20 protein-coding genes are annotated in these 24,253 nt (G+C 38.5%); 17 read left to right on the top strand and 3 right to left on the bottom strand.

The window, feature by feature from the left end; all coding sequences use genetic code 11:
- The first annotated feature begins 455 nt into the window (after positions 1 to 455).
- Positions 456 to 2,144: an FAD-binding protein gene (locus ABH968_RS02920; RefSeq protein WP_370042387.1), complete on the top strand. Its 1,689-nt coding sequence runs from the start codon at positions 456 to 458 to the stop codon at positions 2,142 to 2,144.
- A gap of 301 nt (positions 2,145 to 2,445) precedes the next feature.
- A complete protein-coding gene (locus tag ABH968_RS02915; RefSeq protein ID WP_370042385.1) occupies positions 2,446 to 4,143 on the top strand; it encodes a GNAT family N-acetyltransferase in 1,698 nt (565 codons plus the stop codon).
- Between the two features lie 120 nt (positions 4,144 to 4,263).
- On the opposite strand, the gene ABH968_RS02910 is transcribed toward ABH968_RS02915, so the two are convergent.
- A complete protein-coding gene (locus ABH968_RS02910) occupies positions 4,264 to 4,971 on the bottom strand; it encodes an NUMOD4 domain-containing protein (RefSeq protein WP_370042384.1) in 708 nt (235 codons plus the stop codon).
- Positions 4,972 to 5,572: 601 nt separating this feature from the next.
- Between ABH968_RS02910 and ABH968_RS02905 the strand changes: the two genes are divergently transcribed.
- The 10 genes from ABH968_RS02905 to spoIIP all read left to right on the top strand — a co-directional run bounded on the left by ABH968_RS02905 (position 5,573) and on the right by spoIIP (position 15,729).
- Entirely contained in the window at positions 5,573 to 6,016 is a 444-nt protein-coding gene (locus ABH968_RS02905) for an SACOL1771 family peroxiredoxin (protein ID WP_370042382.1), read from the top strand.
- A 232-nt stretch (positions 6,017 to 6,248) separates the two neighbouring features.
- Complete coding sequence (locus tag ABH968_RS02900) at positions 6,249 to 6,884, top strand: sugar transferase (protein WP_370042380.1); 636 nt, start codon at positions 6,249 to 6,251, stop codon at positions 6,882 to 6,884.
- 47 nt (positions 6,885 to 6,931) lie between these two features.
- Positions 6,932 to 8,026, top strand: a complete 1,095-nt coding sequence (locus tag ABH968_RS02895; RefSeq protein WP_370042378.1) for a glycosyltransferase family 4 protein — start codon at positions 6,932 to 6,934, stop codon at positions 8,024 to 8,026.
- Between the two features lies 1 nt (position 8,027).
- A complete protein-coding gene (locus ABH968_RS02890; RefSeq protein ID WP_370042376.1) occupies positions 8,028 to 9,701 on the top strand; it encodes a GNAT family N-acetyltransferase in 1,674 nt (557 codons plus the stop codon).
- Entirely contained in the window at positions 9,682 to 10,428 is a 747-nt protein-coding gene (locus ABH968_RS02885) for a hypothetical protein (protein ID WP_370042375.1), read from the top strand. The genes ABH968_RS02890 and ABH968_RS02885 overlap by 20 nt, the downstream gene beginning before the upstream one ends.
- On the top strand, positions 10,416 to 11,441 hold the full coding sequence (locus ABH968_RS02880) for a polysaccharide deacetylase family protein (protein ID WP_370042373.1): 1,026 nt from the start codon (positions 10,416 to 10,418) through the stop codon (positions 11,439 to 11,441). The genes ABH968_RS02885 and ABH968_RS02880 overlap by 13 nt, the downstream gene beginning before the upstream one ends.
- A 369-nt stretch (positions 11,442 to 11,810) precedes the next feature.
- Positions 11,811 to 12,800 carry an agmatinase family protein gene (locus tag ABH968_RS02875; RefSeq protein ID WP_370042372.1) on the top strand — a complete coding sequence of 330 codons (990 nt, stop codon included), beginning with the start codon at positions 11,811 to 11,813 and terminating at the stop codon, positions 12,798 to 12,800.
- A gap of 134 nt (positions 12,801 to 12,934) precedes the next feature.
- Positions 12,935 to 13,822, top strand: a complete 888-nt coding sequence (locus ABH968_RS02870) for a 5'-3' exonuclease (protein ID WP_370042370.1) — start codon at positions 12,935 to 12,937, stop codon at positions 13,820 to 13,822.
- A gap of 466 nt (positions 13,823 to 14,288) precedes the next feature.
- Positions 14,289 to 14,828 carry an RNA polymerase sigma factor gene (locus ABH968_RS02865; protein ID WP_370042368.1) on the top strand — a complete coding sequence of 180 codons (540 nt, stop codon included), beginning with the start codon at positions 14,289 to 14,291 and terminating at the stop codon, positions 14,826 to 14,828.
- Complete coding sequence (gene spoIIP, locus ABH968_RS02860; protein WP_370042367.1) at positions 14,818 to 15,729, top strand: stage II sporulation protein P; 912 nt, start codon at positions 14,818 to 14,820, stop codon at positions 15,727 to 15,729. The genes ABH968_RS02865 and spoIIP overlap by 11 nt, the downstream gene beginning before the upstream one ends.
- 55 nt (positions 15,730 to 15,784) lie before the next feature.
- Here the strand turns inward: spoIIP and ABH968_RS02855 are convergent, their stop codons facing one another.
- Both ABH968_RS02855 and ABH968_RS02850 read right to left on the bottom strand, forming a co-directional pair.
- Positions 15,785 to 16,288 (bottom strand): C39 family peptidase, encoded by a 504-nt coding sequence (locus tag ABH968_RS02855; RefSeq protein WP_370042675.1) that lies wholly within the window; start codon positions 16,286 to 16,288, stop codon positions 15,785 to 15,787.
- A 150-nt stretch (positions 16,289 to 16,438) separates the two neighbouring features.
- A complete protein-coding gene (locus tag ABH968_RS02850; RefSeq protein ID WP_370042673.1) occupies positions 16,439 to 16,783 on the bottom strand; it encodes a thioredoxin family protein in 345 nt (114 codons plus the stop codon).
- A gap of 365 nt (positions 16,784 to 17,148) precedes the next feature.
- Here ABH968_RS02850 and ABH968_RS02845 point away from each other — a divergent pair, with 365 nt between their 5' ends.
- From ABH968_RS02845 to gcvH, 5 genes are all read left to right on the top strand, one after another.
- Positions 17,149 to 19,530, top strand: coding sequence for a 3-hydroxyacyl-CoA dehydrogenase/enoyl-CoA hydratase family protein (locus ABH968_RS02845; protein ID WP_370042365.1), 2,382 nt, complete (start codon positions 17,149 to 17,151; stop codon positions 19,528 to 19,530).
- Positions 19,531 to 19,580: 50 nt separating this feature from the next.
- Positions 19,581 to 20,753 (top strand): acetyl-CoA C-acetyltransferase, encoded by a 1,173-nt coding sequence (locus tag ABH968_RS02840; protein ID WP_370042364.1) that lies wholly within the window; start codon positions 19,581 to 19,583, stop codon positions 20,751 to 20,753.
- A 120-nt stretch (positions 20,754 to 20,873) separates the two neighbouring features.
- Positions 20,874 to 22,658, top strand: a complete 1,785-nt coding sequence (locus ABH968_RS02835) for an acyl-CoA dehydrogenase family protein (protein ID WP_370042362.1) — start codon at positions 20,874 to 20,876, stop codon at positions 22,656 to 22,658.
- Between the two features lie 698 nt (positions 22,659 to 23,356).
- Positions 23,357 to 23,713: an arsenate reductase family protein gene (locus ABH968_RS02830; RefSeq protein WP_370042360.1), complete on the top strand. Its 357-nt coding sequence runs from the start codon at positions 23,357 to 23,359 to the stop codon at positions 23,711 to 23,713.
- Between the two features lie 80 nt (positions 23,714 to 23,793).
- Complete coding sequence (gene gcvH, locus ABH968_RS02825; protein WP_370042359.1) at positions 23,794 to 24,174, top strand: glycine cleavage system protein GcvH; 381 nt, start codon at positions 23,794 to 23,796, stop codon at positions 24,172 to 24,174.
- Positions 24,175 to 24,253: the final 79 nt, after the last annotated feature.

Here is a 24,253-nt window from a genome sequence, read left to right as displayed (position 1 = left end):
CTCAACTGCAAAATTCCTCCACCCTATATATTCTTTAAGCCGTTTTAACTTCTTTCAGCAGATCTCTTTTATCCCGAAAGCGTAGCGACAGGTACAGGTGTTTGGACACCCGCTGAAAGAAGTTAAAGCCTCCGGCGGATGTCACGGAATCGGAAAGGAGTTCTTTGTGCAAGCACAAAGCCGATTCCGGACGCAATTATGCCAAAGCATAATTGATAAAATATATGCTAAGTAGAAACGAATATGATAATCGTAAGTTTTAGGAAAAAGTCTATTGTATTAATTACTTTTTAGGGGTTTTATTATCGAAATCTGGGTAATCGAAACGGAATAGACATCAACCACAAATTACAGTGGTATTAAATTGACTGAATATTAGTTAAATTCTATACTCTTTAGTAGTAATACCAGATTCATTGATTTAGTAACTACTAATGAAGGTGAGGAATGTAAGTATGAAATGGGATGCGAGTTATGATGTGGTAGTAGTAGGTTCAGGGGCAGCAGGGTTAACAGCAGGTCTGACAGCAAAGTTACAGGGTATGAAATCATTAGTCATTGAAAAGACAGAGCGTTATGGTGGGGCATCTGCCTTGTCCGGCGGAGCACTATGGATTCCAAATAATCATGTGATTAAGGGTGAGGGTGTTCCTGATACACATAAACTAGCGCGTTTATACTTAGATTCAACCATTGGTGATCGTGTACCAGAGGCTTTAAAGGAAGCTTATATTAAACGAGGACCAGAAATGTTAAAGTTTTTAAATAATCATACTAGGCATATGCGTTTCCAATATGCTAAAGGTTATTCAGATTATTATCCTGAAAAACCAGGTGGCTTACCTCAAGGACGGTCAATTGAGCCACTTATTTTTGATTTAAAGAAAATGGGGGCATTAGCAGATACGATGCGTCGTTCAACAATGTCTACTAAAGGCTTTACGATGAATAGCTATGAATTTCATAAGGTAAATATGGTTAGACGCACGACAAAAGGGAAAACAACTGCGTTAAAATTAGGCATACGAATGGTGAAGTCGAAAGTTACAGGAAGTCTGCCTGTTGCATTGGGGGAAGCACTAATAGCCCGTTTACGGATATCACTTGCAGAAGCGAATGGAGAGCTGTGGATCTCAACTGCATTTAAAGATTTTATCGTTGAAAATAATCGGGTGACTGGTATCCTAGTTGAACGAGATGGACAGGAGATGCGTATCGAGGCAAAGCGAGGGGTAGTCCTTTCTTCAGGTGGTTTTTCTCATAATCAAGCATATCGTGAAAAATATTTGCCAGCACCAACAAACGCAAAATGGACTTCTACACCAGAAGGACAAACAGGAGATATTATCGAGCCAAGCGTGAAAATAGGGGCGATACTAGATTTAATGGATAAAGTATGGGGAGCACCTTCTGTTATTGATCCACAAGGGCAACCTTTCTTCCTTGTTGCAGACCGCGGAGTTCCTAATATGATGGTTGTGGATAGTGCTGGGAAACGTTATTTAAATGAAGCGGCACCTTATCATGAATTTGTAGACAATATGCATATTCACTATCAAAAAACAAACAACGCTATACCTTCTTGGATATTGATCGATGCAACGGCAAAAAGTCGTTACATTTTCACAGGACTATTCCCAGGACAAGCTTTTCCAAAAAGTTGGTTTGATAACGGCATCGTGAAAAGTGCACAAACACTTGAAGAGCTTGCAGAGCAAATGAATGTTCCCCCAGAAAACTTAGTGGAAACTGTAGAACGCTTCAATACCTTTGCTCGTAATGGTCGTGATGAAGATTTCCACCGAGGAGATAGTGCCTATGATAATTATTATGGAGATCCTACATTGAAGAATCCAAACTTAGCAGAGCTTAATAATGCACCATTTTATGCACTTCGTTTATATCCGGGAGATATCGGGACTAAGGGGGGCTTAGTGGTAGATGAGCATGCTCGCGTTGTAAAGGCAGACGGTACGGCAATTGAAGGGTTGTATGCATCGGGAAATTGTTCAGCCTCTATAATGGGCGAAACCTATCCAGGACCAGGTGCAACATTAGGACCTGGTATGACATTAAGCTATATTGCTACAACGCATATGGCAAATGTAGTTAAAAAGGAAGAATTGACAATACTAGAGGTATAAAGATGTTCTACGACCTAAGTTTAGTAATTTTCTAGACTAAGGTTTTTTAGTTGGATGATTTTAGGGGGGTCTAATGATAAGTAGCTATGAATATAGTAGCTATTAAAGTGTTAAATTCGCTCCTCACCGAAAGTGGAGGGAGACATTTGTTAAAAACGTAAGCCATGTATATAAGTTGATTGGAGTGAAGGCTGACGCCACCAGGAAAGTGTCTAGTCGGAACTGAAATCAACCCCAGGGTCATGTTGATGAGCGTTAAATTGATAATTTTTATGAGTTATAAAAAGGAGTGATTATGCACGTGCTATCTTATAGACTCGTAACAACGATGGAAGAGTTAGAGTCCTATAAAAGTACTTGGTCAGAGATACTAGAACGTGAAAAAAATAATAATCCGTTCATTGAGTTTGAATGGGTTTCGACATGGTGGACGACATTAGGTGTGAATGACAATGTAGAGATTTACATAGTCGAACATAAAGGTATGGCAGTATCATTTTTCCCATTTGTTCGTTGTCAACGAATTGGTGGTATACATCATTTTGCTTTTTTAGGACAGGGGTTTGCTACTTATATGGAAGTAATAGCATTGAAGCAATGGAAGGAACCATCGATTGAATATTTACTAAAGGAGCTTTCTTGGAAATATGAACGGTTTATTTTAGACCTACATGGCTTATTAGAAAGTAAAAATACATCTCAAATATTAGAAAAATATGCAATAGAGCATCAGATGCCTCATTCTATTTTACGTACGGTTACTCCTTATATTGATTTTTATTCTATAAAACTTGAGGATTTTCTTCATAAGTATAGAAAAAAATTTAAATCGATTCACCGGCGTGAAAAAAAGTTAAAGGCGCTTGGGTTCGTAACTTTTCAAGAGGTACATCGTGAAAGAATAGCCGGCATGTTTGACTTGTTTGAGAGAAGATGGCAGAAGAAAATCGATAAAAGTGGGTTTACAGAACAACAAACGAGACGCTTTTTTGAGTGTTTGATTAAAGAGAAAAGTAACGCGTTACGAGTAGAAGTAGATAGTCTCCAATTTGAGGGATATTGGATTGGCTTTACTATCGATATTTGCTGTAGAGATCGAAACTTTTGTCAAGCGATGGGACATGAACCTGATTTCAATATGTTTGGACCCGGTCGTTTAATAGAACGAGAAAATATGCTCAAAGCACATGCTTCGAACTATCGTTTCTATGATTTTGGCAGTGGTTATGAGCCCTACAAGTTTGAGTGGTATACAGATATTGATTTTTCAAGAAGATTTGTGATGAGTACAAAAGGTAAAAGAGAACGTATTTTACGACTGATAATAATTTTGCGGGACAGATTGAAAGGTCAGTTAACGAATAATCATCAGCTCGTAAAATTGAAACGAGATCGATTAGGGGAACTACGCTATTTTTTAAAAAATGCTCGTCTAAAGGATTGGTTTCATTCTTTCAAAAAGGGAATTAATCGTTTGATAGCTGTTCATATTTTTGATATTTATGTTTCCGAGAAAGATCAAGGTCAAAATTCATCCAGTTTTAATGAAATGTTTATTCAGGACGTGATGACATATAGGGGGCGTGCTAATTATGTTTCAAACTATCATAAGGGCTATCGGATCTTTAGAAATAGCGCGAACGAAATAGCTTTTTTAAGACATGATCAACTATTATATGAAGAAGAAATTGGATTCACACACAAACTTCGATCTGATGTTTCCTACATTAAAGAAAATAATTGTCAATTGTCCGATATCGTTGCTAAAGTGCAGGAGGAAGGAAGAGCCGTCTGTACATCCGTTCATTGGTATGAAGGAAAAAGACGTAGAAAGCTAGTAAAGTTAGGATTTAAAAAGGTAGAGAGAATAAAAATAATTCAATTATTTAACAAGAAAAAGGTATATCGCCAAGAAAACAATTGGTTAAAATACCTTCAATCACAAGGGCAAAATATTGACCATCTATGGCAATTAGCGCTTTTACCAATGTTTACTTAAAAATCCCCAGCGTCTATAAAGTGACGCTGAGGATTTTTTATGTCAATTTCTTTTAGCGGATGTTTGGACACCTGTACCTGTCGCTACGCTTTCGGGACAAAAGAGATCTGCTGAAAGAAATTAAAAGTGTACACCTGGTTTATCAGTTAGCTTGCAGCCTGTACCATATTTTGCTTTTAAGGCACCTTTAAAATTAGTTTGTTCAAGTTCTGGGTATGCCTGCTTCCAAAGTTCAAATACATTGTGACTTGAAGCAGTACCTTCTTTTGTTAGTCGAACAATATGGAAACCATATTCATCGTTGCATCGAGCTAATGGACGATTTTCGCGCACTGTAATGATTCGACCGCTCGCTGTAACATCATATAAGCCCTCGTAACCTGAAATGGCACGTCTTTCTTCATCGAAGTCAGCTGTTTTTTCTGCTTTTTCTTTCTTTGCTTCTTTGACTGCATCTTTTTCTACAGGCTTAGCAGCTTCTTTCGTTTCATTTTTCTCTACAGACTCAGCTACTTCTTTGACTGCATTTTTCTCTACAGATTCAGCTACTTCTTTGACTGCATCTTTCTCTACAGATTTAGCCTCATCTTTATTTAGAGTCTCCACAATGACAAAATCCTTATTAGAAGCTTTGTCGCTCATTGTCGACATCACGTTCATAATAGAACCTACATAGCGCACTGGTTTATCTTTGCCCTCTTCAAATACGAAAATATTATAATCGGTTTTATTCATTTTTTTTATAATAATATTTCCTGTTTTAATAGTAAAACCGATAAATTTATTCTTTTTAAGTGCTTGTATTGCTTGTTGCTTTGTTAAAATCATTTTTAAAATCTCCTAAAGAATTGTTTTTTCTATTCTACCATAAAATCAGTTTTCCTGTTTTTCTTAAATAATTGTTGTTTCATTATTGCATTGATAATTCTTTATGCCGTGGGAAGAAAGGTGTTTTTTAACTATATAAACATATCAATTTTTTAAATTTCAAAATGGTAAAATTAAAGTATTATTTAATTTTGTAAGTACTAATTGTTTTTCATGGTAAATGCCTCATCGCCATAACTTGGGGTTGATTTCCGTTCCGACTGAGGAATGATCGGGTAGAGCGTAGAACTGCTCAGGTAACCTCAAAAACTGCTCAGGTAGTGCGAAGAGTTGCTCGGGTAACCTCGAAAACTTATCAGGTAGTTCGTAGAGTCGCTCAGGAACCTTGAAAACTGATCGGCTAGGGTGGAGAACTCATCGGGTAACCATGAAACTGATCGGGTAGAGCGTAGAACCGCTCAGGTAACCCCGAAAACTGATCAGGTAGGGTGGAGAACTGTTCGGGTAGCCCCGAAAACTGCTCGGATATGGTGCAGAACTGCTCAGGTCGCCAGGCAACCGCTCTAATCCATAACCACATAATCAAAAGGAGGGTTTAATTATGGTTCAACATTTATTTAGTATGAATTTACAATGGTCGGAGGGGAGAAATGGGACGGGGAATATTGTTGCGGACAATCTAAATACGAAAATTTCTATTCCCCAAGAAATGAATGGACCAGGGATTGGGACAAATCCTGATGAAATGCTGCTTGGAGCGGCAGCAACTTGTTATTTGATTACATTGGCTACGTTACTTGAAAATTCGAAGATTGCTGTGTTGGATTTGTCTATGCAAGCTGAAGGTTTTGTTGATGTCACGAATGGTGTTTTTACTTATGAGAAAATCGTACATAAGCCAAGAATTGTTGTACAAAATTTATCTGAGCGAGAACAAAAAAGAATTGATCGACTAGCTGAGAAGGCAGAACAAACGTGTATGATTAGTAAGGCATTAAAAGGAAATGTTCAAATTACATGCGATGTGCAAATTATACAAGGGTAAAAAGGAACATTTCCATTAATGGCTGAATATAATAATATTGGGAGTTATTCAAAAATGATTTTGAAATAACTCCTTTTTTGACTCATCACTAAAAGTTAGGGGCGACATTTGTTATGGAGATATGCCTCTTTTTTTACATATTATTATGAAATTGCTTTATCAAAAGTAGTTCTATAAATGTCCCAAATGAATATATAAAATTAAGTGCTAAAAAAATGCAAAGGATGATGTATTGCACGGGCAGTCAGCTCAGACTATTAAATTTTATAGTCAGTACGGAAAAAGAATTTTTGATATTGCGGGGGCACTCCTATTACTTTTCATAACCATTCCTCTTATGTTGGTAGTATTCCTCATTCTTCTTATTGGCACAGGCCGCCCTGTTTTTTTTAAACAAATCCGTACTGGACAGGATCATCAGCGCTTTGTTATTTGGAAGCTACGGACAATGACCATACAGGCAGTTCCAGTGAATATGCCTACTATGTGTGCAGATGGAATTCCGGATGATTATTTTTTTAAAACTGAACAGGATATAAGAATCACGAAGGTTGGGGCCGTTCTTCGGAAGTTAAGTATTGATGAAATTCCACAGCTCATTAACGTCTTAAAAGGAGATATGAGTATTGTTGGACCACGACCAGAAGTTCCAACCATCACAAATGCTTATAACACTTTACAGGCACGACGTTTAGAAGTAAAGCCAGGTTTAACAGGGCTTGCTCAAATTAACGGCCGCTCTAATATTTCTCACGGGCAAAAAATTTCATATGACCTAGAATACGTTGATAATCATTCCATTTGGATGGATTTTAAGATTATCATCAAAACACTTTACGTAGTGTTAGCGAGAACAGGTGCTTATTAAAAATTAAGGAGTGTTAGGTACTGAAGATCGTTCAGCTTATTACACGTATGGATAAAATTGGCGGAGCGCAAAAGCATGTGGAGGCACTTGCTATAAAATTAAAGCAAGATGGGCACGAGGTAACCATTGTAACAGGCCTTTATGATCCTTCACTGTGGCGCTTTCAAGAAGAAAAAATTGATGTGATCAGTATCCCAGCCATGCAGCGAGCGATTCACCTAAAAAAGGATTTACAAACCTTTTGGCAATTAAGAGCTTCATTTAAAAAAATACAACCAGATATTATTGCAGCACATTCATCGAAGGCGGGCGCAATTGGTCGTGTAGTTGGTAGGATTTTAAGCATTCCAACTGTTTTTACGGCCCATAGTTGGAGTTTTACAGAAGGCGTACCGCATAAAAAAAAGAGGCTGTATAGTCGAATGGAAAAATCGGTTCAGCCGCTAACAGCTAAAATTATTACGGTATCTGAATATGATCGCAAGCTAGCATTAACGAAAAAAATTGCTCCTGCTCATAAAATGTTGACGATTCATAATGGCATCGACCAAATAGAGAAGCGAGAAGCACCTATTAAAGAGAATGAGGAGCATCCATTAATTGTGATGGTTGCTCGTTTTGAAGTGCCAAAAAGACAGGATTTATTGCTAGAGACTTTAGCGGAGCTTTCTGATGTACCTTGGCGCCTGCAATTGATAGGTGATGGCTCATTTCGTCCTAGTTTGGAAAAATTCGTTGCCGATAAAGGCTTAACGGATCGTGTCTCATTTTTGGGCAATCAATTAGATGTCACATCTTTACTTGAGGAAAGTCATTTATTTGTCTTGTTATCAGATTGGGAGGGCTTACCGATTTCCATTATTGAAGCAATGCGAGCGGGACTTCCAATTATCGCCACGAATGTAGGTGGTGTCAATGAATTAGTTTCTGATAATGAGAATGGATTTTTAATTAATCGAGATGATAAAGATCGACTAAAGAAAAGGCTTAAACAATTGTTAATGGATGAGAGCTTACGTCAAAAAATGGGGGACGCAAGTGAACGTCGCTTTTTAAGGAATTTTACGTTTCTACCAATGTATCAGAAAACTTTATTTGTCTACGAACAGGCTGTATTAAAGTCGGCTAAGAAAGGTGATTAATTTGCAATTAATTCGCATTCGAACTGATGATGAGCTTATGTGGTATAAGGATATTTGGGATGAAATTTTAGCAGCGGAGGTCAATGATAATCCATTTATAGAATTTGCTTGGTTTTATAACTGGTGGCAAATTGTTGGGCGAAGAGAGCGTGTTGAGCTCTATGCTGTTGAAGAAAAAGGTACTATTATTGCCTTTTTCCCCTTTTTAGTTCGACTTCGATGGGGAGTACGAATTTATGCCTTTGCGGGAGAAAATATTGCGAATTATTCAGGTGTTGTAGCGAAAAAAGAATGGCTGTTGCCCGCTACGAACTTTGTTTTTGATCAGCTCATTGAAAAGTATAAACATCTACTATTTTCGTTTCATGGATTATTGGAAAGCAAAGACTCTACAAAGGTCATTGAGCAATATTTTGTTGAAAGGCAGTTACGCCCGAGTATTTTTCGTGTAGTGACTCCGTATCTTGCCTTTCACGAAATAGATTTCCATAACTATTTCAATCAACGTAGAAAAATGCATGGTGTAGATAGAAGAGAACGGAAGCTACGAAAATTAGGCTCATTAATGAGGAAAATCCCTTCGCAAGGCGAGCTTTGGCAAATGTTTAGATTATTTGATCGACGATGGGCAAAAAAGATAGACACAAGTGATTTTACGAAAGGTAAGAAAAAGGATTTTTTCGAACGGTTAGCGCTCCTTAAAGGGGAGGCATTACAAGTGGAGGTAGATGCACTTGTTTTTGAAGACCAATGGATTGCCTTCACCTACGGAATATGCTGTCGAGGACGTTATGTAACTTATGCACTTGCCCATGAGCCGACATTTAATATATTTGGACCGGGTAGATTAGTGAATCAGGAAATCATCAAACGAACTTATTCAGAAAACTATCACTTGTTCGATATGAGTATTGGCTATGAGCCGTATAAGTTCGATTGGCGCTCTAATATTGATTTTACAAGGCGTATGCTCGTAAGCAGTGGAACGAAGCGTGCAAAGCTATTGGCGGGTCGTTTTACACTGAAGGAACGACTCAAGGAATTTTTAAAAGGCAATCATCGTGTCGTGGAATGGAAACGCAATACTTTAGGTCAATTACGTTACTTAGTAAAGTATGGAAAAGTAAAAGATTGGCTAGAATATGGACAACTATTCGTAGAAAAATTTATTCGTTTTAAGCAAGTGGATTTGTATGAATTATCCCCGTCAGATAGTGTTACACCGCATCGACCTGTAGGAGATTTGTTTGAGGAGCTGTCGATACAGGAGGCGATGCAACTCGATGAGGAAGAGGTTATTTCTTTATTTTATAAGGGATACACCATTTATAAAGATTCTTTTGCAGCAACGAATAAGCCTGCGTTTGCGTTACATGCGATGAACTGGCGTGTAGATGAATTGCAAATTGTTGAAGCATTGCCAAAGCAGACATATTTTTTAACCTATGATGCTTATAAAAATATCGATATTATCACAGCCTTTTTCCAAAAAATGAAACCTGCACAAACACTTTGGGTTACTGCAAGCTTTTGGCAATGGCGAAAGCGTAAACGATTATTGCAGCTAGGCTATAAACGTATTTCTCGAATGAAACATTTTAAATGTGCTCGTTATGAGCGAAATCATGTAGAAAAATACACAGAGAGTGGGGGCGATGTTCATTCTGTCCATTAAAAGTAAGCGATGGAATATCGCAATGCAGCATTTTTATTTTGTAGAGAAGCCAGCAAATGTTAGAAAATCAATGAAGGTTATTGGATATACAAATTCACTTGTACCGAGCCGTAAGCTTGTCAAAAGTGAAACGGTTCATATTCACCTTACAGATAGTGAATCGTCATTGTATCTTGCTCTTTCAGAAAGTAATCGAAAAATTCTTCGTCGTGCACAAAAAGAGTCCTATCAAGTTTTTATTTATAAAGAACCATCAGATGAAAATTTACGAGCCTTTCAACAGTTTTATAATAACTTCGCAAAAAGGAAAAAACTCGAGCTAATTAGTAAGTCTCAAATGGAAGCTATTACGCTCTTAAAAAATAAAGGAGCGCTATGGTTGTCTGAGATTCGCAGTATTTGTGGACAAACACTATGCTATAGACTCGATATTGTATACGCTAATAAAGCGATGTCCTATTATGTAGCGACTTGTCATTCACAATCGATGCCAGAGCATTTAAAAAGACCAGTTCGTTATGCAAATCGATTCTTACTTTGGCACAATTTATTGCATTTAAAGGAGCAAGGCTTTGTTTTATATGATATGGGGAAACTGACAGATGATCAAAATGTTCGTGCATTTAAGCAAGGCTTCGGTGGACAAGTTGTCGATGTATACTCCGGCTACATTACCCAATCAAAAATACGTGCACTGTTACTGGGCGTGCAAAAATGGAGGAAGTAGTAATTGAAGTAAATCGTGGAGGTCTTGTCATATCATTGGATTTTGAGCTAAATTGGGGTGTCCACGATGTATTTAAGTACGGACAATACAATAAAAATTTATATGGCGTACGTGAAGCGTTGCCTAAAATACTAGAGTTGTTTGAATTATATGGCATTCATGCGACTTGGGCCACAGTGGGTCTATTGTTTGCAGATACAAAAGCAGAAATGGCTCACTATTTAAGAGGTATCCCAATAAAATATAAAAACATGCACTATGCAGCTCATACACAACTTGCAAAAGTAGGAGAAAATGAGCAGGAGGATCTCTTACATTTCGGCAAATCTTTAATTGAGAAGATTAAATGTACGCCACATCAAGAAATAGGAAGTCATACGTTTTCACATTTTTACTGTTTAGAAAATGGACAAACTGAAGCAAATTTTCGTGCAGATTTACATGCTACTGCAATGATTTGTGAAGAAAATATCGCACCGATGAAATCGATTGTATTTCCGCGTAATCAAGTGAACGAAGCATATTTCTCAGCATGTCAGGACGTAGGATTTGTATGTTATCGAGGAAATGAAAAACATCCGTTGTACGATCCTCAAAAATTCACGAAAAAAGGTCGTCTATTAGGTGCAAAAAAATGGCTGGATACCTATGTTAATGTAACAGGAAATCATCTTGTAACGCTTGAAGAAATGCAAATGGATTCTTTTATTAACATTCGTTCAAGTGCATTTTTAAGACCCTATTGTAGTCCATTACGATTTTTTGAAGGCTTAAAGATCAAACGTATTAAAGAGGGAATGCATGCAGCTGCAAGGTCTAAAGCTTTTTATCATTTATGGTGGCACCCCCATAATTTTGGCAAGAACATTGAAAAAAATTTAGCTATGCTTGAGGAACTTTTACAGTATTATCAGGAATTACGTAATCAATATAATTTTCGAAGCTATACGATGCACGAGGTCGCAGAGCTTTGCCAAACTCTATCCCGCAAAAGCCCGATTGGTGAAGACTAATAATCAGAGGGGTGAACAAAACCCACAAAAAGTAGCGAACTAGAAAATTGCCTAGTTTGCTACTTTTTGTGTTTAAAGGGGTAAATGGAGTATGTGGTTTTTTTAAGAAATTAAGAGGGAAAATACCGGACTTTGACGAAAATGTATGTACTAATGGTACTATTAATGTGGAAGATATTTCTCTAGGTATATTTATAGGAACAATAAAGTAGTATAGGGCAATTTACTTCGATCCGGCTCATCGGACGCCCCCAGGAAGCTTTGCTCTGTGCGAAAGCGAAGCGACAGCAACAAAGCGCCCAGTCGGAACGGAAATCAACCCTACGTTATAGTAGTTATAGAAAAATAGCATGAAGGTGGTCGGTTAACATGTTTATTCAACCAGAATGGCAGTATAAGCAAGAAAATGGTTCAGCTATGCATCAATGGATTAAGCAAAAAGAAAATCCACTTCCAAATGATGTAGATATTATTTTGTATGGTGCTTTATTATCGTATGCTAGTAAACCCTCCCAAAAAGCGTTGTATCCAACAGCATTTCGAAAGGCTTGGCCAAGCTTTCAATCCTATAATTTAGATGAGCAAGTAGATTTGCGCTCGTTGGCAGTCGTTGATGTAGGTGATGTAGCCATCCACGAGACGGATAGAATGCTTTCTGAGTCAGCTGTAGAAGCTGCGGCAGAAAGCTTAAGCACCGCATATTCTAAAAGCTTCACCTGTCTTATAGGTGGAGATCATGCGATTACAGCTTGCTCCCTAAAAGGGATAAAGAATGCTTTTCCAAAGGAGCGAATAGGGATTATTCAAATTGATACGCATTTGGATGCCCGCAATCAGGAGGAAATTGGTTTAGCTATGGATTCTCCAATACAGCAGCTCATTGCAGCGGAGATTGTAGAGGGGAAACATGTTTATAATGTCGGGTTACATGGCTTTTTTAATTCGCCAGAAATGATTCACTACGCGAAAGAACAAGGGATTCATATGATTACGTTAAAGCAGATGCGTCGTGATGGCATACAATTAACAATTCGCGAAATGCTTCGTCAGCTTATGTATGAGGTGGATCGTATTTATGTATCAGTAGATTTGGATGCACTCGATATTATATTCGCCCCAGATGTACCTGCAGCATCACCAGGTGGATTAACCGCCTATGAATTATTTGATATCCTAAAACTCATTGGAGAAAATGAAGGGGTCCGCCATATTGACTTTGTCTACGCCGATCCAAAGGAGGGGGACCTACGCCCTGAAACAGTAAAGATGGGCGTGACAGCATTTTTACAATGGCTAACAGGTATTCGACTGGATTACCGCAATCGTATTTCAAAGAAAGGCAACGCTATAAGTAGATAATTATACAATGAGACGTGGAATGATGGCTTGTATATATTTACAATGAAGTTTGATGATAGTTTGCTATAATAGAACAATGCTTAATATATTATGATGAATACATCATTGTATTGTTATAGAGAGGATTATTTATTATGACAACAAAACCAAAACTATTAATTGTTGATGGTATGGCGCTATTATTCCGTTCATTTTTTGCGTCTGCTGCGATGGGGCATTATATTCGCCTTACGGACGGGACACCTTCTAATGGTGCCCAAGGATTTGTGCGTCATGTATTGACGGCACAATCTATTATGAAGCCGACCCATCTTGCTGTTTGTTGGGATATGGGTGCACATACATTCCGTAACGAATTATTTGATGGCTATAAAGCTAATCGTCCAGCACCACCAGAGGAAATGCTACCACAATTTGATATGGCGAAAAATTTATCTCAACAAATTGGCTGGCAAAATTTCGGTGTTAAAGGGATGGAGGCAGATGATTTAATTGGCTCAATGGTTACAAAATTTCAGGATGAGGCAGACATTACAGTAATTAGTGGAGACAAGGATTTACTGCAGCTTTTAAGACCGTCCGCGGAAATTGCTTTTACGAAAAAAGGCTACACAGAGTATGACGTTTATACGCATACACGCTTTCAAGAGGAATATGGCATCGAACCTATTCAATTTGCACAGGTCAAAGCTTTTATGGGGGATACGAGTGACGGTTACCCGGGTGTTAAGGGAATTGGACCAAAGCAGGCACTTACGTTAATTCAAACATATGGTTCTATCGAAAAAGTTCTTACGTCATTAGACGAATTAAAGCCTGGTCAACGCACGAAAATTAAAGAGAATCTAGATATGCTAAAATTGTCACACGAGCTTGCAACAATTCAAACGAACGTACCAATCGAAGCAGAATTATCGAGCCTAGTATTACCTAATTACGAGCCTCAAATGTTCAAAGAAATAGAAGAACGCGGCTACACATTAATCGCCAAGCAGGCACGCTCACTGTATTCTCTTATTTAACTTCTTTCAGCGGGTGTCCAAACATCCGCTGAAAGAAGTTAAAGCCTCCGGCGGATGTCACGGAAATTGGAAAGGAGTTCTTTGTGCAAGCACAAAGCCGATTCCGGACGCAATTATGCCGAGGCATAATTGATTAACAAACATCATGGTCGTCAACGCAGAGTATAGAAATATGCTCTGCTTTTTTAATGGCACATCACCATAAGTTGGGGATGACATTGTTAAAACGTATTCATGTATATAGGTTGATTGGAGTGGAGACTGGGCGACTCCTTGGGGATCAGCGTCACAGGTGAGACCCTGGAGCGAGCAACGCGAGTGAAGCGGCTCATCGGACGCCCCCAGGAAAGCGCCCAGTCGGAACAGAAATCAACCACACGTTATGGTGATGAACCTTTATACATTTTTGTAACCTTTTCCTAACCTCAAACGAATTATAAGCAAATAAGTAAAAGGAGGGGAAAGCTTGATTGATTCAAATAACTTAGAATCAAGAATAGTTGAAATCTACAATTTGTATTACTTAGACGTTTATAGATTTCTTGTTTGTTTTACGGGAAATCAAAATGATGCTGAAGATTTGACCCAAGAAGTATTCATTCGGGTATTAAAAGGGTTATCGAATTTTAATGGCAACTATCATTTAAAAACATGGATTTTTTCAATCGCAAAACATGTAGCAATAGATCACTACAGAAAGAAAAGGTTTGCCTCACTATTTAAGGACGGTTTTTTTAATCAGTTATCTTCGAATGAAAAGAAGCCTGATGAGGAATTTGAGGTAACAGAATTAAAACAATTTATTCATGAAGCTATTGCTAAATTAAAACCTAATTACAGAGCAGTAGTCATTCTTCGAGGTATTAATGAATTTTCCATAAACGAGACTTCGGAAATTCTTCAATGTAGTGTGGCGAAAGTAAAAGTTGATTATCACAGAGCCCTAAAAGAGCTTAAAAGAAAACTGAATATTGAAATAGAGGGGGTTTTGACAAATGCAAAATGAAAAAGACTTATTTGATATGTTGAAAGAAATGTACCCTCAACATCCTAGAAAGGAATTTGTTTCTGCAACTGAGAGTACTCTTAGACAACGAGCACGAAGCATGGGTAAAAAAAGAATCTTCACAAAATTCTCTGTGATTACAAGTAGTGTTTTAGTTTGTGCATTTATTTTTTCATGGTTAATCTCCTTAAATGGAAGTGGCACAGTTTCAGAGGTAGCCCATAGTGATGGAGGGGCGTCATTGTCTTATGCAATGGAAGAAAAGAAACCTGTGGTATATATTTATCAATCACATAACAGGGAATCATTTTTCCCGGAGCTTCCTGAACAGCAGGCGTATAGAGAGCAGCCGCCGTATAGTGATACTAAAAATGTAACATTGATAGGTAAAGAGTTAAGTAGGGCATTAAAAGAAATGCAAATTAATTCGATACATGATGAGACTGATATAGCCGGAATCTTAGCAAGAAGAGGTTTATATTTTCCGGATTCATATAAAGTGTCACGGGAAAATTTACAAAAAGTTTTAGCTGAAAATGACAGTATTCACATGGTTTTTGATATACATCGAGATTCTATAAAAAGACGAGATTCCACAATTGAAATTAAAGGGATAGAATACGCAAGAATTAAATTTGTCGTATCAAAAACGAGTGGAAACTATGAAACGAATAAAACATTTGCCACTCAGCTTCATGAACAACTAGAAGAATTATATCCAGGACTATCAATAGGTGTAATAGAAAAAGGGGTCGATCCCCAAAATACCTATAATCAAGATCTCCACGATAATTCAGTATTATTAGAAGTTGGAGGTATAGAAAATACGCTGGAAGAAACGTATAGAACAATAGATGTTTTTGCACAAATTCTAAAAGATATTCTTGAGAACAGTAAATAAGCCTTGAATTATTGATGAAAAAAGAGCGTGTCTAACATTGCAGGCACGTCCTAACTTAGTTCGGTGTAATTTTTACGAAGCTCAATACTTTCTCATTATCTTTAAAAGGAGCCGTTCGAATTTTACTTTCACGATTAGGACCGCCATTATCATGGAACATTAACAATAACTCATCATTTCGTATTTCATAGCCAATGAGAGGCACCCAATGATAGGCGAAGGCAGATTTTTTATCGCACCAATTTAAGCTAAAATAGCGGTCAAAGCGTATGGCAACAGGGCGACCTGCATCGATTTCCTGCATAGCCTCCTTTAATGTACAATCGCGAATATTCCATGTCGGACGTAGCCGGCGAAGATTGCGAATTAGACGCCATTTGAATAATCCGATTTTCGTGCCACCGAGAAGTTTATAAAGCACATTTACCGAAGGAGCTTGATCTTCAAAATAGTTTAAGATTACGTGTACAGTTGTAGGTCCACATGCAGAATTACGATAGTTTGGTGAAATGGCTGCATCATATTGGGACTTTCCAAGTAGCGACAATGGCTGGCGCATCATAATCTCCTTTCTAAAAAGAGCTGCATTTCCAAAAGAAATGCAGCTCTGTTTTTGCAGATAAGAATTTTGTAACTTGCGGCTGACGCTTCGCTTTCGCCACAGATTAGTAACTCTTCTACATTAACTTTGCTATTTTAGCCTAGCTAATTATTGTTGAGCAGATAAGAATTCTGTAACTTGTTGAGGTGATTTAGCATTAGCACTATGTAAGTGTGCTAATTTTTCACCGTTTTGGAAAATTAGTAGGCTTGGAATACCCATTACATCATATTTGTCCGCAATTTCTGGAAGCTCATCGCGGTTAAGTTCGTACCAGTCAAATTGGTTGTACTCTTCGATAATTGGATCGATGAACATATTCATGCGTGTGCAGTCTGGGCACCATCCAGCGTAAAATTTCACTAGAACTTTTTGATCACCAGAGATCAGTTCATTAAATTGTTCAGCAGTTGTAATTGTTTTCATAAGTATTTCACTCTCCTTGCTTTCCATTCTACACATTTTTCTCGCAACCTGAAAGTTTTCTGTTTGGAATAATCGATATCTACTTATTGTCTTATTTTCGCTCGTAAAAAACAAAAAAAGTTATATATTGCAAAAATAATTGGAGGAAAATGATTGCTAAATTAAACAAAATAATCTACACTAAAAACAGAAAAAGTAGTTTTATCTTCATTCAGCGGAAAATATTTACCTCAAAAACTACAATGGTAGCTGGACGGAGATAAGCCTCAGTCGTATGTCACAGATTATGCCTAAAATTATCTGGACAAAAATACGCTAAGGCAAACTTGATATTTTTTTGGTCAAAAAATGAATGGCTATTCATTCAATGGGAGAATAAGGGGGAATTGCTTGTGACTTACAACATTAAAAAAGCAGCTGTTCTAGGTTCTGGGGTAATGGGCTCTGGAATTGCAGCACATTTAGCAAACATCGGTATTCCAACATTATTATTAGACATTGCGCCGAAGGAACTAACAAAAGAGGAAGAAGCGAAGGGTCTTTCCTTAGAGCATCCTGCTGTAAGAAATCGTATCGTCAACGGAGCTCTTCAAAAGCTATTAAAGCAAAAGCCAGCACCACTTACTTCTAAGAAAAATTTATCACTACTAACGGTTGGTAACTTTGAGGACGATTTAGAGAAATTAAAAGATGTAGATTGGATTATAGAAGTTGTCGTTGAAAATTTAGCGATTAAACAAAACCTATATGAAAAAGTTGATGCTGTACGTAAGCCTGGCACAATTATTAGTTCAAACACCTCTGGCATAAGTATCGATGCAATGGCAGAAGGACGTTCAGAAGATTTTCAAAAGCATTTCCTTGGAACTCACTTTTTCAACCCGCCACGCTATTTAAAATTACTTGAAGTCATTCCGGCAAACACAACAGCGCCAGAGGTTGTAAACTTTATGAAAACATTTGGCGAAGATGTGCTTGGAAAAGGCGTTGTACTTGCTAAGGATACACCAAACTTCATTGCCAACCGTATCGGAACGTACGGTTTACTAATTACTTTACAAGAAATGATGAAGGGCTATTCAGTTGGTGAGGTGGATTCTGTAACAGGTCCATTAATCGGTCGTCCAAAATCTGCAACCTTCCGAACGTTGGATGTTGTTGGTTTAGATACATTTATCCATGTAGCGAAAAACGTTTATGATCAAACAACTGGTGAAGAGCAGCAAGTATTTGCAGTACCAGAATTCCTACAGAAAATGGTTGCAAACGGCTGGCTAGGAGCAAAATCAGGTCAAGGGTTCTTCTTAAAGCAAGGTAAAGAGATCCTTGAAATTGATCCAGGCACACTAGAGTATAGCCCAGCAAAAAAATTAAAAACACCTTCTATTGAAATGGCAAAACAAACTCGTGGATTAGCAAATAAAGTGAAAGCATTAACATATGCAAAAGATCGTACAGGAGAGTTATTATGGGGTATCTTCGCTCCGACACTCATTTACTCTGCACAGCTACACGGTGAAATTGCTGATGATATTGTTGCGATTGACAATGCTATGAAATGGGGCTTCGGCTGGCAGCAAGGTCCATTTGAAATATGGGATGCAATTGGCGTGAAAGAGTCTGTAGCTAAAATGGAGGCTGAGGGTCGTGAAGTGCCGGCATTTGTAAAAGATATGTTAGCAAGCGGCTTTGAAACTTTCTATTCGGAAATTGACGGCGACCTAGCCTATTATAATGGCTCTGAATATGTAAAAGTGCCAGTTAATGAAAAGGAAATTAACTTAAAACGCTATAAGAAAAAGCACGGTGTTATCAAATCAAATACAGGTGCTAGCTTAATAGATTTAGGTGACGGAATTGCATTACTTGAATTCCATTCCCAATCAAATGCAATTGGCTTAGACATTATTCAAATGATTAACTTTGCAGTCGATGAAGTAGAAGCTAACTATAAAGGCTTAGTCATCGGTAACCAAGGGAAAAACTTCTGTGTTGGTGCGAATCTAGGAATGATTTTAGTAGAAGCACAGGATGATAATATTTTTGAGCTAGATTTCGTTATTAAAGCATTCCAAGATGCAATGCAAAAGATTAAATATTCTCGCAAGCCTGTTGTGGCAGCACCTTTCGCTATGACACTTGGTGGAGGAGCAGAGGTTTGTTTACCAGCTGCACATATTCAAGCAACGATGGAAACGTATATGGGCTTAGTAGAAGTCGGCGTAGGATTAATTCCTGGCGGCGGCGGTAATAAGGCACTATACCAAAAATTCATCAAAGGGTTACCAAATGGCGTTGAGGTAGACTATCAACATATTGCTAATAAAGTATTTGAAACAGTTGCGATGGCAAAAGTTGCAACATCTGGCGAAGAAGCACGTGAAAATAACTTCTTGAACTTTGCTGACGGGATTTCTGTTAACCCAGATCACCAACTATATGATGCAAAACAAGCTGCACTAGCGCTTTATGAGGCAGGCTATCAAGCACCTGTACCTACGAAAGTTCCTGTAGTCGGTGCATCAGGCTACGGTACACTACTAATCGGTGCGCAAGGAATGTTTGAATCAGGCTATATTAGTGAACACGATTTAAAAATCGCTAAAAAATTAGCGTATGTCATTGCTGGTGGTAAAGTTCCATATGGCACATTAGTAGATGAACAGTACCTATTAAACCTTGAGCGTGAGGCGTTCCTAAGCTTAGTTGCAGATCCGTTGTCTCAACAAAGAATGCAGCACATGCTTTTAAAGGGAAAACCACTGCGTAACTAATTTCAAGACTGTGACCATACTTGCACATGAAACAAAGGGGGATTAATACGATGCGTGAAGCCGTTATTGTAGCAGGAGCACGAACTCCGATTGGAAAAGCAAAAAAGGGTTCTTTAGCAACAGTTAGACCAGATGATTTTGGAGCGGTTGTTGTCAAAGAAACATTAAAAAGAGCGGGCTATGAAGGTCCGATTGACGATTTAATTTTAGGGTGTGCAATGCCTGAAGCTGAGCAAGGCATGAACGTAGCACGTAATATTGGAGCGCTTGCTGGATTACCAGATACAACGCCAGCGCTGACAATTAATAGATTCTGTTCATCAGGTTTACAAGCAATCGCTTTTGCAGCAGAGCGTATTATGCTAGGACATTCTAAGGCGATTCTTGCTGGTGGAGTCGAGTCGATGAGTATGGTGCCAATGGTTGGCAATACACCTCGTTTAAATCCAACGCTAGCAGAAACTGCGCCCCAATATTATATGGGGATGGGGCATACAGCTGAGGAAGTGGCACGTCAATACAATGTAAGTAGAGAAGATCAGGATGCATTTGCTGTGCGTTCACATGAGCTTGCAGAAAAAGCGATTAAAGAAGGTAAATTCAATGATGAAATCGTACCAATCGAAGTGGAACAGCATTATGTAGACGATAACAACAAACCACAGGTGAAAAAATTCACGTTTAGCATGGATGAAGGTGTACGTCCAGGTGCATCTGTAGAAGGTTTAGCGAAGCTTCGTCCAGCCTTCCATGTAAAGGGTAGTGTTACAGCTGGTAATGCCTCTCAAACTTCTGATGGTGCAGCAGCAGTACTTGTGATGGATCGTGAGGAAGCAGAAAAGCAAGGGCTTACACCAATGGCGAAGTTTTTAGGCTTTGCAGTTGGTGGTGTACCTCCGGAAGTGATGGGTATTGGACCAATCGTGGCAGTACCAAAAGCACTTGAAATTGCCGGGTTAGCAATTGATGACATTGATTTATGGGAAATTAACGAAGCATTTGCGTCACAATCTTTACAGGTCGTACGTCATTTAGGCATCGACCAAAACAAAGTAAATGTCAATGGTGGAGCAATTGCCGTAGGTCACCCACTTGGTGCAACTGGAGCCATTTTAACATTAAAGCTTATCCATGAATTGAAGCGTCAAGGTAAGAAATATGGTGTCGTGACAATGTGTATTGGCGGCGGAATGGGTGCTGCAGGAGTATTTGAAATTCTATAATTTTTGCTAGATCAGCTTGGAGTGCAGCGTTTTCGGTTGCCTCCGAACACAGTGCTTCAAGCTTTTCTATATATTGGGGATAAAAGCTATTAACAATAGATATATAGGGAGGAATTTAGAATGACAGAAAAAACAACGGATTTCATTAAAGGCGGCGGATTTATTATTGAAGATGTGGAATTAGATCGTGTATTTACACCAGAAGATTTCACAGATGAGCATAAAATGATTGCTAAAACAACTGAAGAGTATGTAGCAAATGAAGTGTTACCAGTCGTTGAAAATTTAGAACACCATGAATTTGAGCATTCGGTTCGTCTACTAAAAAGTGCAGGTGAGCTCGGCTTACTAAGCGCAGATGTACCTGAAGAATATGAAGGTCTAGGGTTAGACAAAGTTTCTTCTGCATTAATCGCAGAAAAAATGTCAGTTGCTGGTGGCTTCTCTATTACGCATGGTGCACACGTAGGTATTGGTTCTTTACCAATCGTACTTTTCGGAAATGAAGAGCAAAAGCAAAAGTATTTACCCAAGCTTGCGTCAGGTGAATTAATTGCTGCTTACGCATTAACTGAGCCAGGTTCAGGTTCTGATGCATTAGGTGCAAAAACAACTGCAAAGTTAAATGATGCAGGGACACATTATATTTTAAATGGTGAAAAGCAATGGATTACAAATGCAGGCTTTGCAGATGTATTTGTTGTCTATGCAAAAATTGATGGCGATAAATTCTCAGCATTCATCGTAGAGCGTGCCTTCAATGGCGTTTCGGTTGGCGCAGAAGAGAAAAAAATGGGTATCAAATCTTCATCGACACGTACATTAATCCTTGAAGATGCAGAAGTACCTGTAGAAAACCTTTTAGGTGAAGTAGGTCGCGGACACGTTATTGCTTTTAATATTTTAAATATCGGTCGCTATAAATTAGGGGTTGGAACAATTGGTGGCTCGAAGCGTGCATTAGAGTTAGCCATTCAATACACAAACCAACGTCAGCAGTTTAAAACGAAGCTGTCTGATTTCAATCTAACAAAAGAAAAATTATCGACAATGGCTTCACAATTATATGCGTCTGAGTCATTAAACTATCGTACAGTTGGTTTATTTGAAGACCGTTTAAGTCAGCTAAGCCCAGAAGAGCAAAAGCAAGGAAAAGTGATTGCTGGTGCAATTGCTGAGTATGCTATTGAATGTTCTATTGCTAAAGTATTTGGTTCTGAGACTTTAGATTACATTGCAGATGAAGCGGTTCAATTACACGGTGGTTACGGCTTTATGGCTGAATACGAAGTAGAGCGTATTTATCGTGATTCTCGTATTAATCGTATTTTTGAAGGTACTAATGAAATTAACCGCATGATTGTACCAGGTACATTTATGAAGAAAGCATTAAAAGGTGAATTGCCATTACTTCAAGTCGCTCAAAATTTACAACAGGAGCTTCTGATGCTAATGCCTGAAGATGTAGGCACAGAGCCTCTAGCACAGGAAAAATATCTTGTGAAAAATGCGAAGAAAATTGCTGTATTAGCAGCAGGTTTAGCAGCACAACGCTACGGCGCGAAGCTTGATCAAGAGCAAGAAGTATTGGTGAATATTGCAAATATCGCAAACCAACTATTCGCTATGGAATCAGCTGTATTGCGTACAGAAAAAGCGATTGCTCGTGACGGTGCTGAAAAAGCTCATCAAAAATTACTATACACTCAAATCTTCTGCCAAGAAGCATTTGCAGAAATTGAAAAAGAAGCAAAAGATACGATTCTTGCTTCAGCAGACGGCGATGCTGCACGCATGACATTGTCTGCACTACGTAAGTTAACTCGCAACAACCCATACAACTTAATCGCGAAGAAACGCGAAGCTTCTGTTAAATTAATTGAAGCAGAAAAATATATAGTTTAATATAGCAAACTTAACCTAGCTATCCGAGATGTGATAGCTAGGTTTTTTGTTGAAAATAAAAGTATAGCTCTTGCAAAATGAGGGGGATGATTTCCGTTCCAGGCTACTCGCTTTCCCACGGGAGTCGAGTAGCCTTCCACTCCAATCAACAATATCGTAGAACTTTAATAAATTTTAAGTATGTCAAAGGAGAACGCTGGGGCTACTCATCATAATCAATCAGAATAGTGTCGGCGATTGTACATCTGTTGTGGCTGCCGCTTTGCTTTCGTACCAAAAAACACTGGTTGCTAAAGTTTGATTTTATTACTCAAAATCAGAGAAACATGTAAGAAACACGCTATATGAATTGGTTGATTGGAGTGGGGGCTGGGCGACTCCTTGGGGATCAGCAATAGAGGAACGAAGGCTAAAATCATCACATCCTGTGATAACGCCTTCGTGACCAACATCGGTGCTGCTGCCGCTTTGCTTTCGCGCAAAAAACATCTGTTGGCCCGAGACCCTGGAGCGAGCAACGCGAGTGAAGCGGCTCATCGGACGCCCCCAGGAAAGCGCCCAGCCGGAACGGAAATCAACCCCACGCTATGGAATAATATTGTTTCATTTTGGTTCGCAACGGTTATGATGGTATACTACAGAAAATGAGGGGGACACGAAAATGTAGTGTCCTAAAATGATAGTAGAGGAGCCTATAAATGACGATTCAATTTATTCAATATCCGAAATGTACTACTTGCAAAAAAGCTCAAAAATGGCTAAATGACAATGGGGTTTCATACGAAGAGGTACACATTGTCGAACAACCGCCTACAAAGGACGAATTATCAAACTTATGGCAAGCTAGTGGACAACCGTTAAAGAAATTTTTTAATACTTCTGGTATGAAATATCGAGAGCTTGGCTTGAAGGATAAACTTGCAGAAATGACTGAAGAGGAGCAGCTTGAACTGCTTGCGTCAGATGGTATGTTGATTAAACGTCCGATTGTAACCGATGGAAAAAAAGTTACTTTAGGGTTTAAAGAATCAGATTTTGAGCAAGCTTGGAAATAACGCTTTTAATCTTGTTTTTATGGAAGAAGTATGGCACACTGAAAATGAATATATTACATATTTATGGAGGGGTTTTTTGCATGAGCACACCTAAAGACTTACGTTACTCTGAAGAGCACGAATGGGTAAAAGTAGAAGATGGTAAAGTACGTATCGGTATTTCTCATTTCGCACAATCTGAACTTGGAGATATCGTTTTCGTTGAGCTTCCACAAGTTGGCGACGAAATCAAAACTGATGATCCATTCGGTAGCGTAGAATCTGTAAAAACAGTTTCTGAATTATACGCACCAATCTCAGGTACAGTAGTTGAAGTAAATGCAGATTTAGAAGATAGCCCAGAATTCGTTAATGAATCACCATATGAAAAAGCATGGATGGTCGTTGTAGAGCCTGCTGATGCATCAGAAGTTGAAAAGCTTATGACAGCTGAGCAATACGAAGAAATGATTGCTGAATAAGACAAGCCTGTATTAGAAAAACGTCGGAAACTACCGACGTTTTTTATTATCTTCATTCATCCTGCTCCTATAGTAAGTG

It is taken from the genome of Lysinibacillus sp. RC79, from assembly GCF_041262405.1.
In the GTDB taxonomy this organism is placed as follows: domain Bacteria; phylum Bacillota; class Bacilli; order Bacillales_A; family Planococcaceae; genus Lysinibacillus.
The sequence above is the reverse complement of the archived record's forward strand: the minus strand, read 5'-3'. Positions and strand labels throughout refer to the sequence as shown.

Excerpts from the sequence above, each read along its gene's own strand:
- ABH968_RS02920 (WP_370042387.1), top strand. The coding sequence starts at position 456 with ATGAAATGGGATGCGAGTTATGATGTGGTAGTAGTAGGTTCAGGGGCA.
- ABH968_RS02910 (WP_370042384.1), bottom strand. The coding sequence starts at position 4,971 with ATGATTTTAACAAAGCAACAAGCAATACAAGCACTTAAAAAGAATAAA.
- ABH968_RS02905 (WP_370042382.1), top strand. The coding sequence starts at position 5,573 with ATGGTTCAACATTTATTTAGTATGAATTTACAATGGTCGGAGGGGAGA.
- ABH968_RS02895 (WP_370042378.1), top strand. The coding sequence starts at position 6,932 with ATGGATAAAATTGGCGGAGCGCAAAAGCATGTGGAGGCACTTGCTATA.
- ABH968_RS02885 (WP_370042375.1), top strand. The coding sequence starts at position 9,682 with ATGTTCATTCTGTCCATTAAAAGTAAGCGATGGAATATCGCAATGCAG.
- ABH968_RS02880 (WP_370042373.1), top strand. The coding sequence starts at position 10,416 with ATGGAGGAAGTAGTAATTGAAGTAAATCGTGGAGGTCTTGTCATATCA.
- ABH968_RS02875 (WP_370042372.1), top strand. The coding sequence starts at position 11,811 with ATGTTTATTCAACCAGAATGGCAGTATAAGCAAGAAAATGGTTCAGCT.
- ABH968_RS02870 (WP_370042370.1), top strand. The coding sequence starts at position 12,935 with ATGACAACAAAACCAAAACTATTAATTGTTGATGGTATGGCGCTATTA.
- spoIIP (WP_370042367.1), top strand. The coding sequence starts at position 14,818 with ATGCAAAATGAAAAAGACTTATTTGATATGTTGAAAGAAATGTACCCT.
- ABH968_RS02855 (WP_370042675.1), bottom strand. The coding sequence starts at position 16,288 with ATGCGCCAGCCATTGTCGCTACTTGGAAAGTCCCAATATGATGCAGCC.
- ABH968_RS02850 (WP_370042673.1), bottom strand. The coding sequence starts at position 16,783 with ATGGAAAGCAAGGAGAGTGAAATACTTATGAAAACAATTACAACTGCT.
- ABH968_RS02840 (WP_370042364.1), top strand. The coding sequence starts at position 19,581 with ATGCGTGAAGCCGTTATTGTAGCAGGAGCACGAACTCCGATTGGAAAA.
- ABH968_RS02835 (WP_370042362.1), top strand. The coding sequence starts at position 20,874 with ATGACAGAAAAAACAACGGATTTCATTAAAGGCGGCGGATTTATTATT.
- ABH968_RS02830 (WP_370042360.1), top strand. The coding sequence starts at position 23,357 with ATGACGATTCAATTTATTCAATATCCGAAATGTACTACTTGCAAAAAA.
- gcvH (WP_370042359.1), top strand. The coding sequence starts at position 23,794 with ATGAGCACACCTAAAGACTTACGTTACTCTGAAGAGCACGAATGGGTA.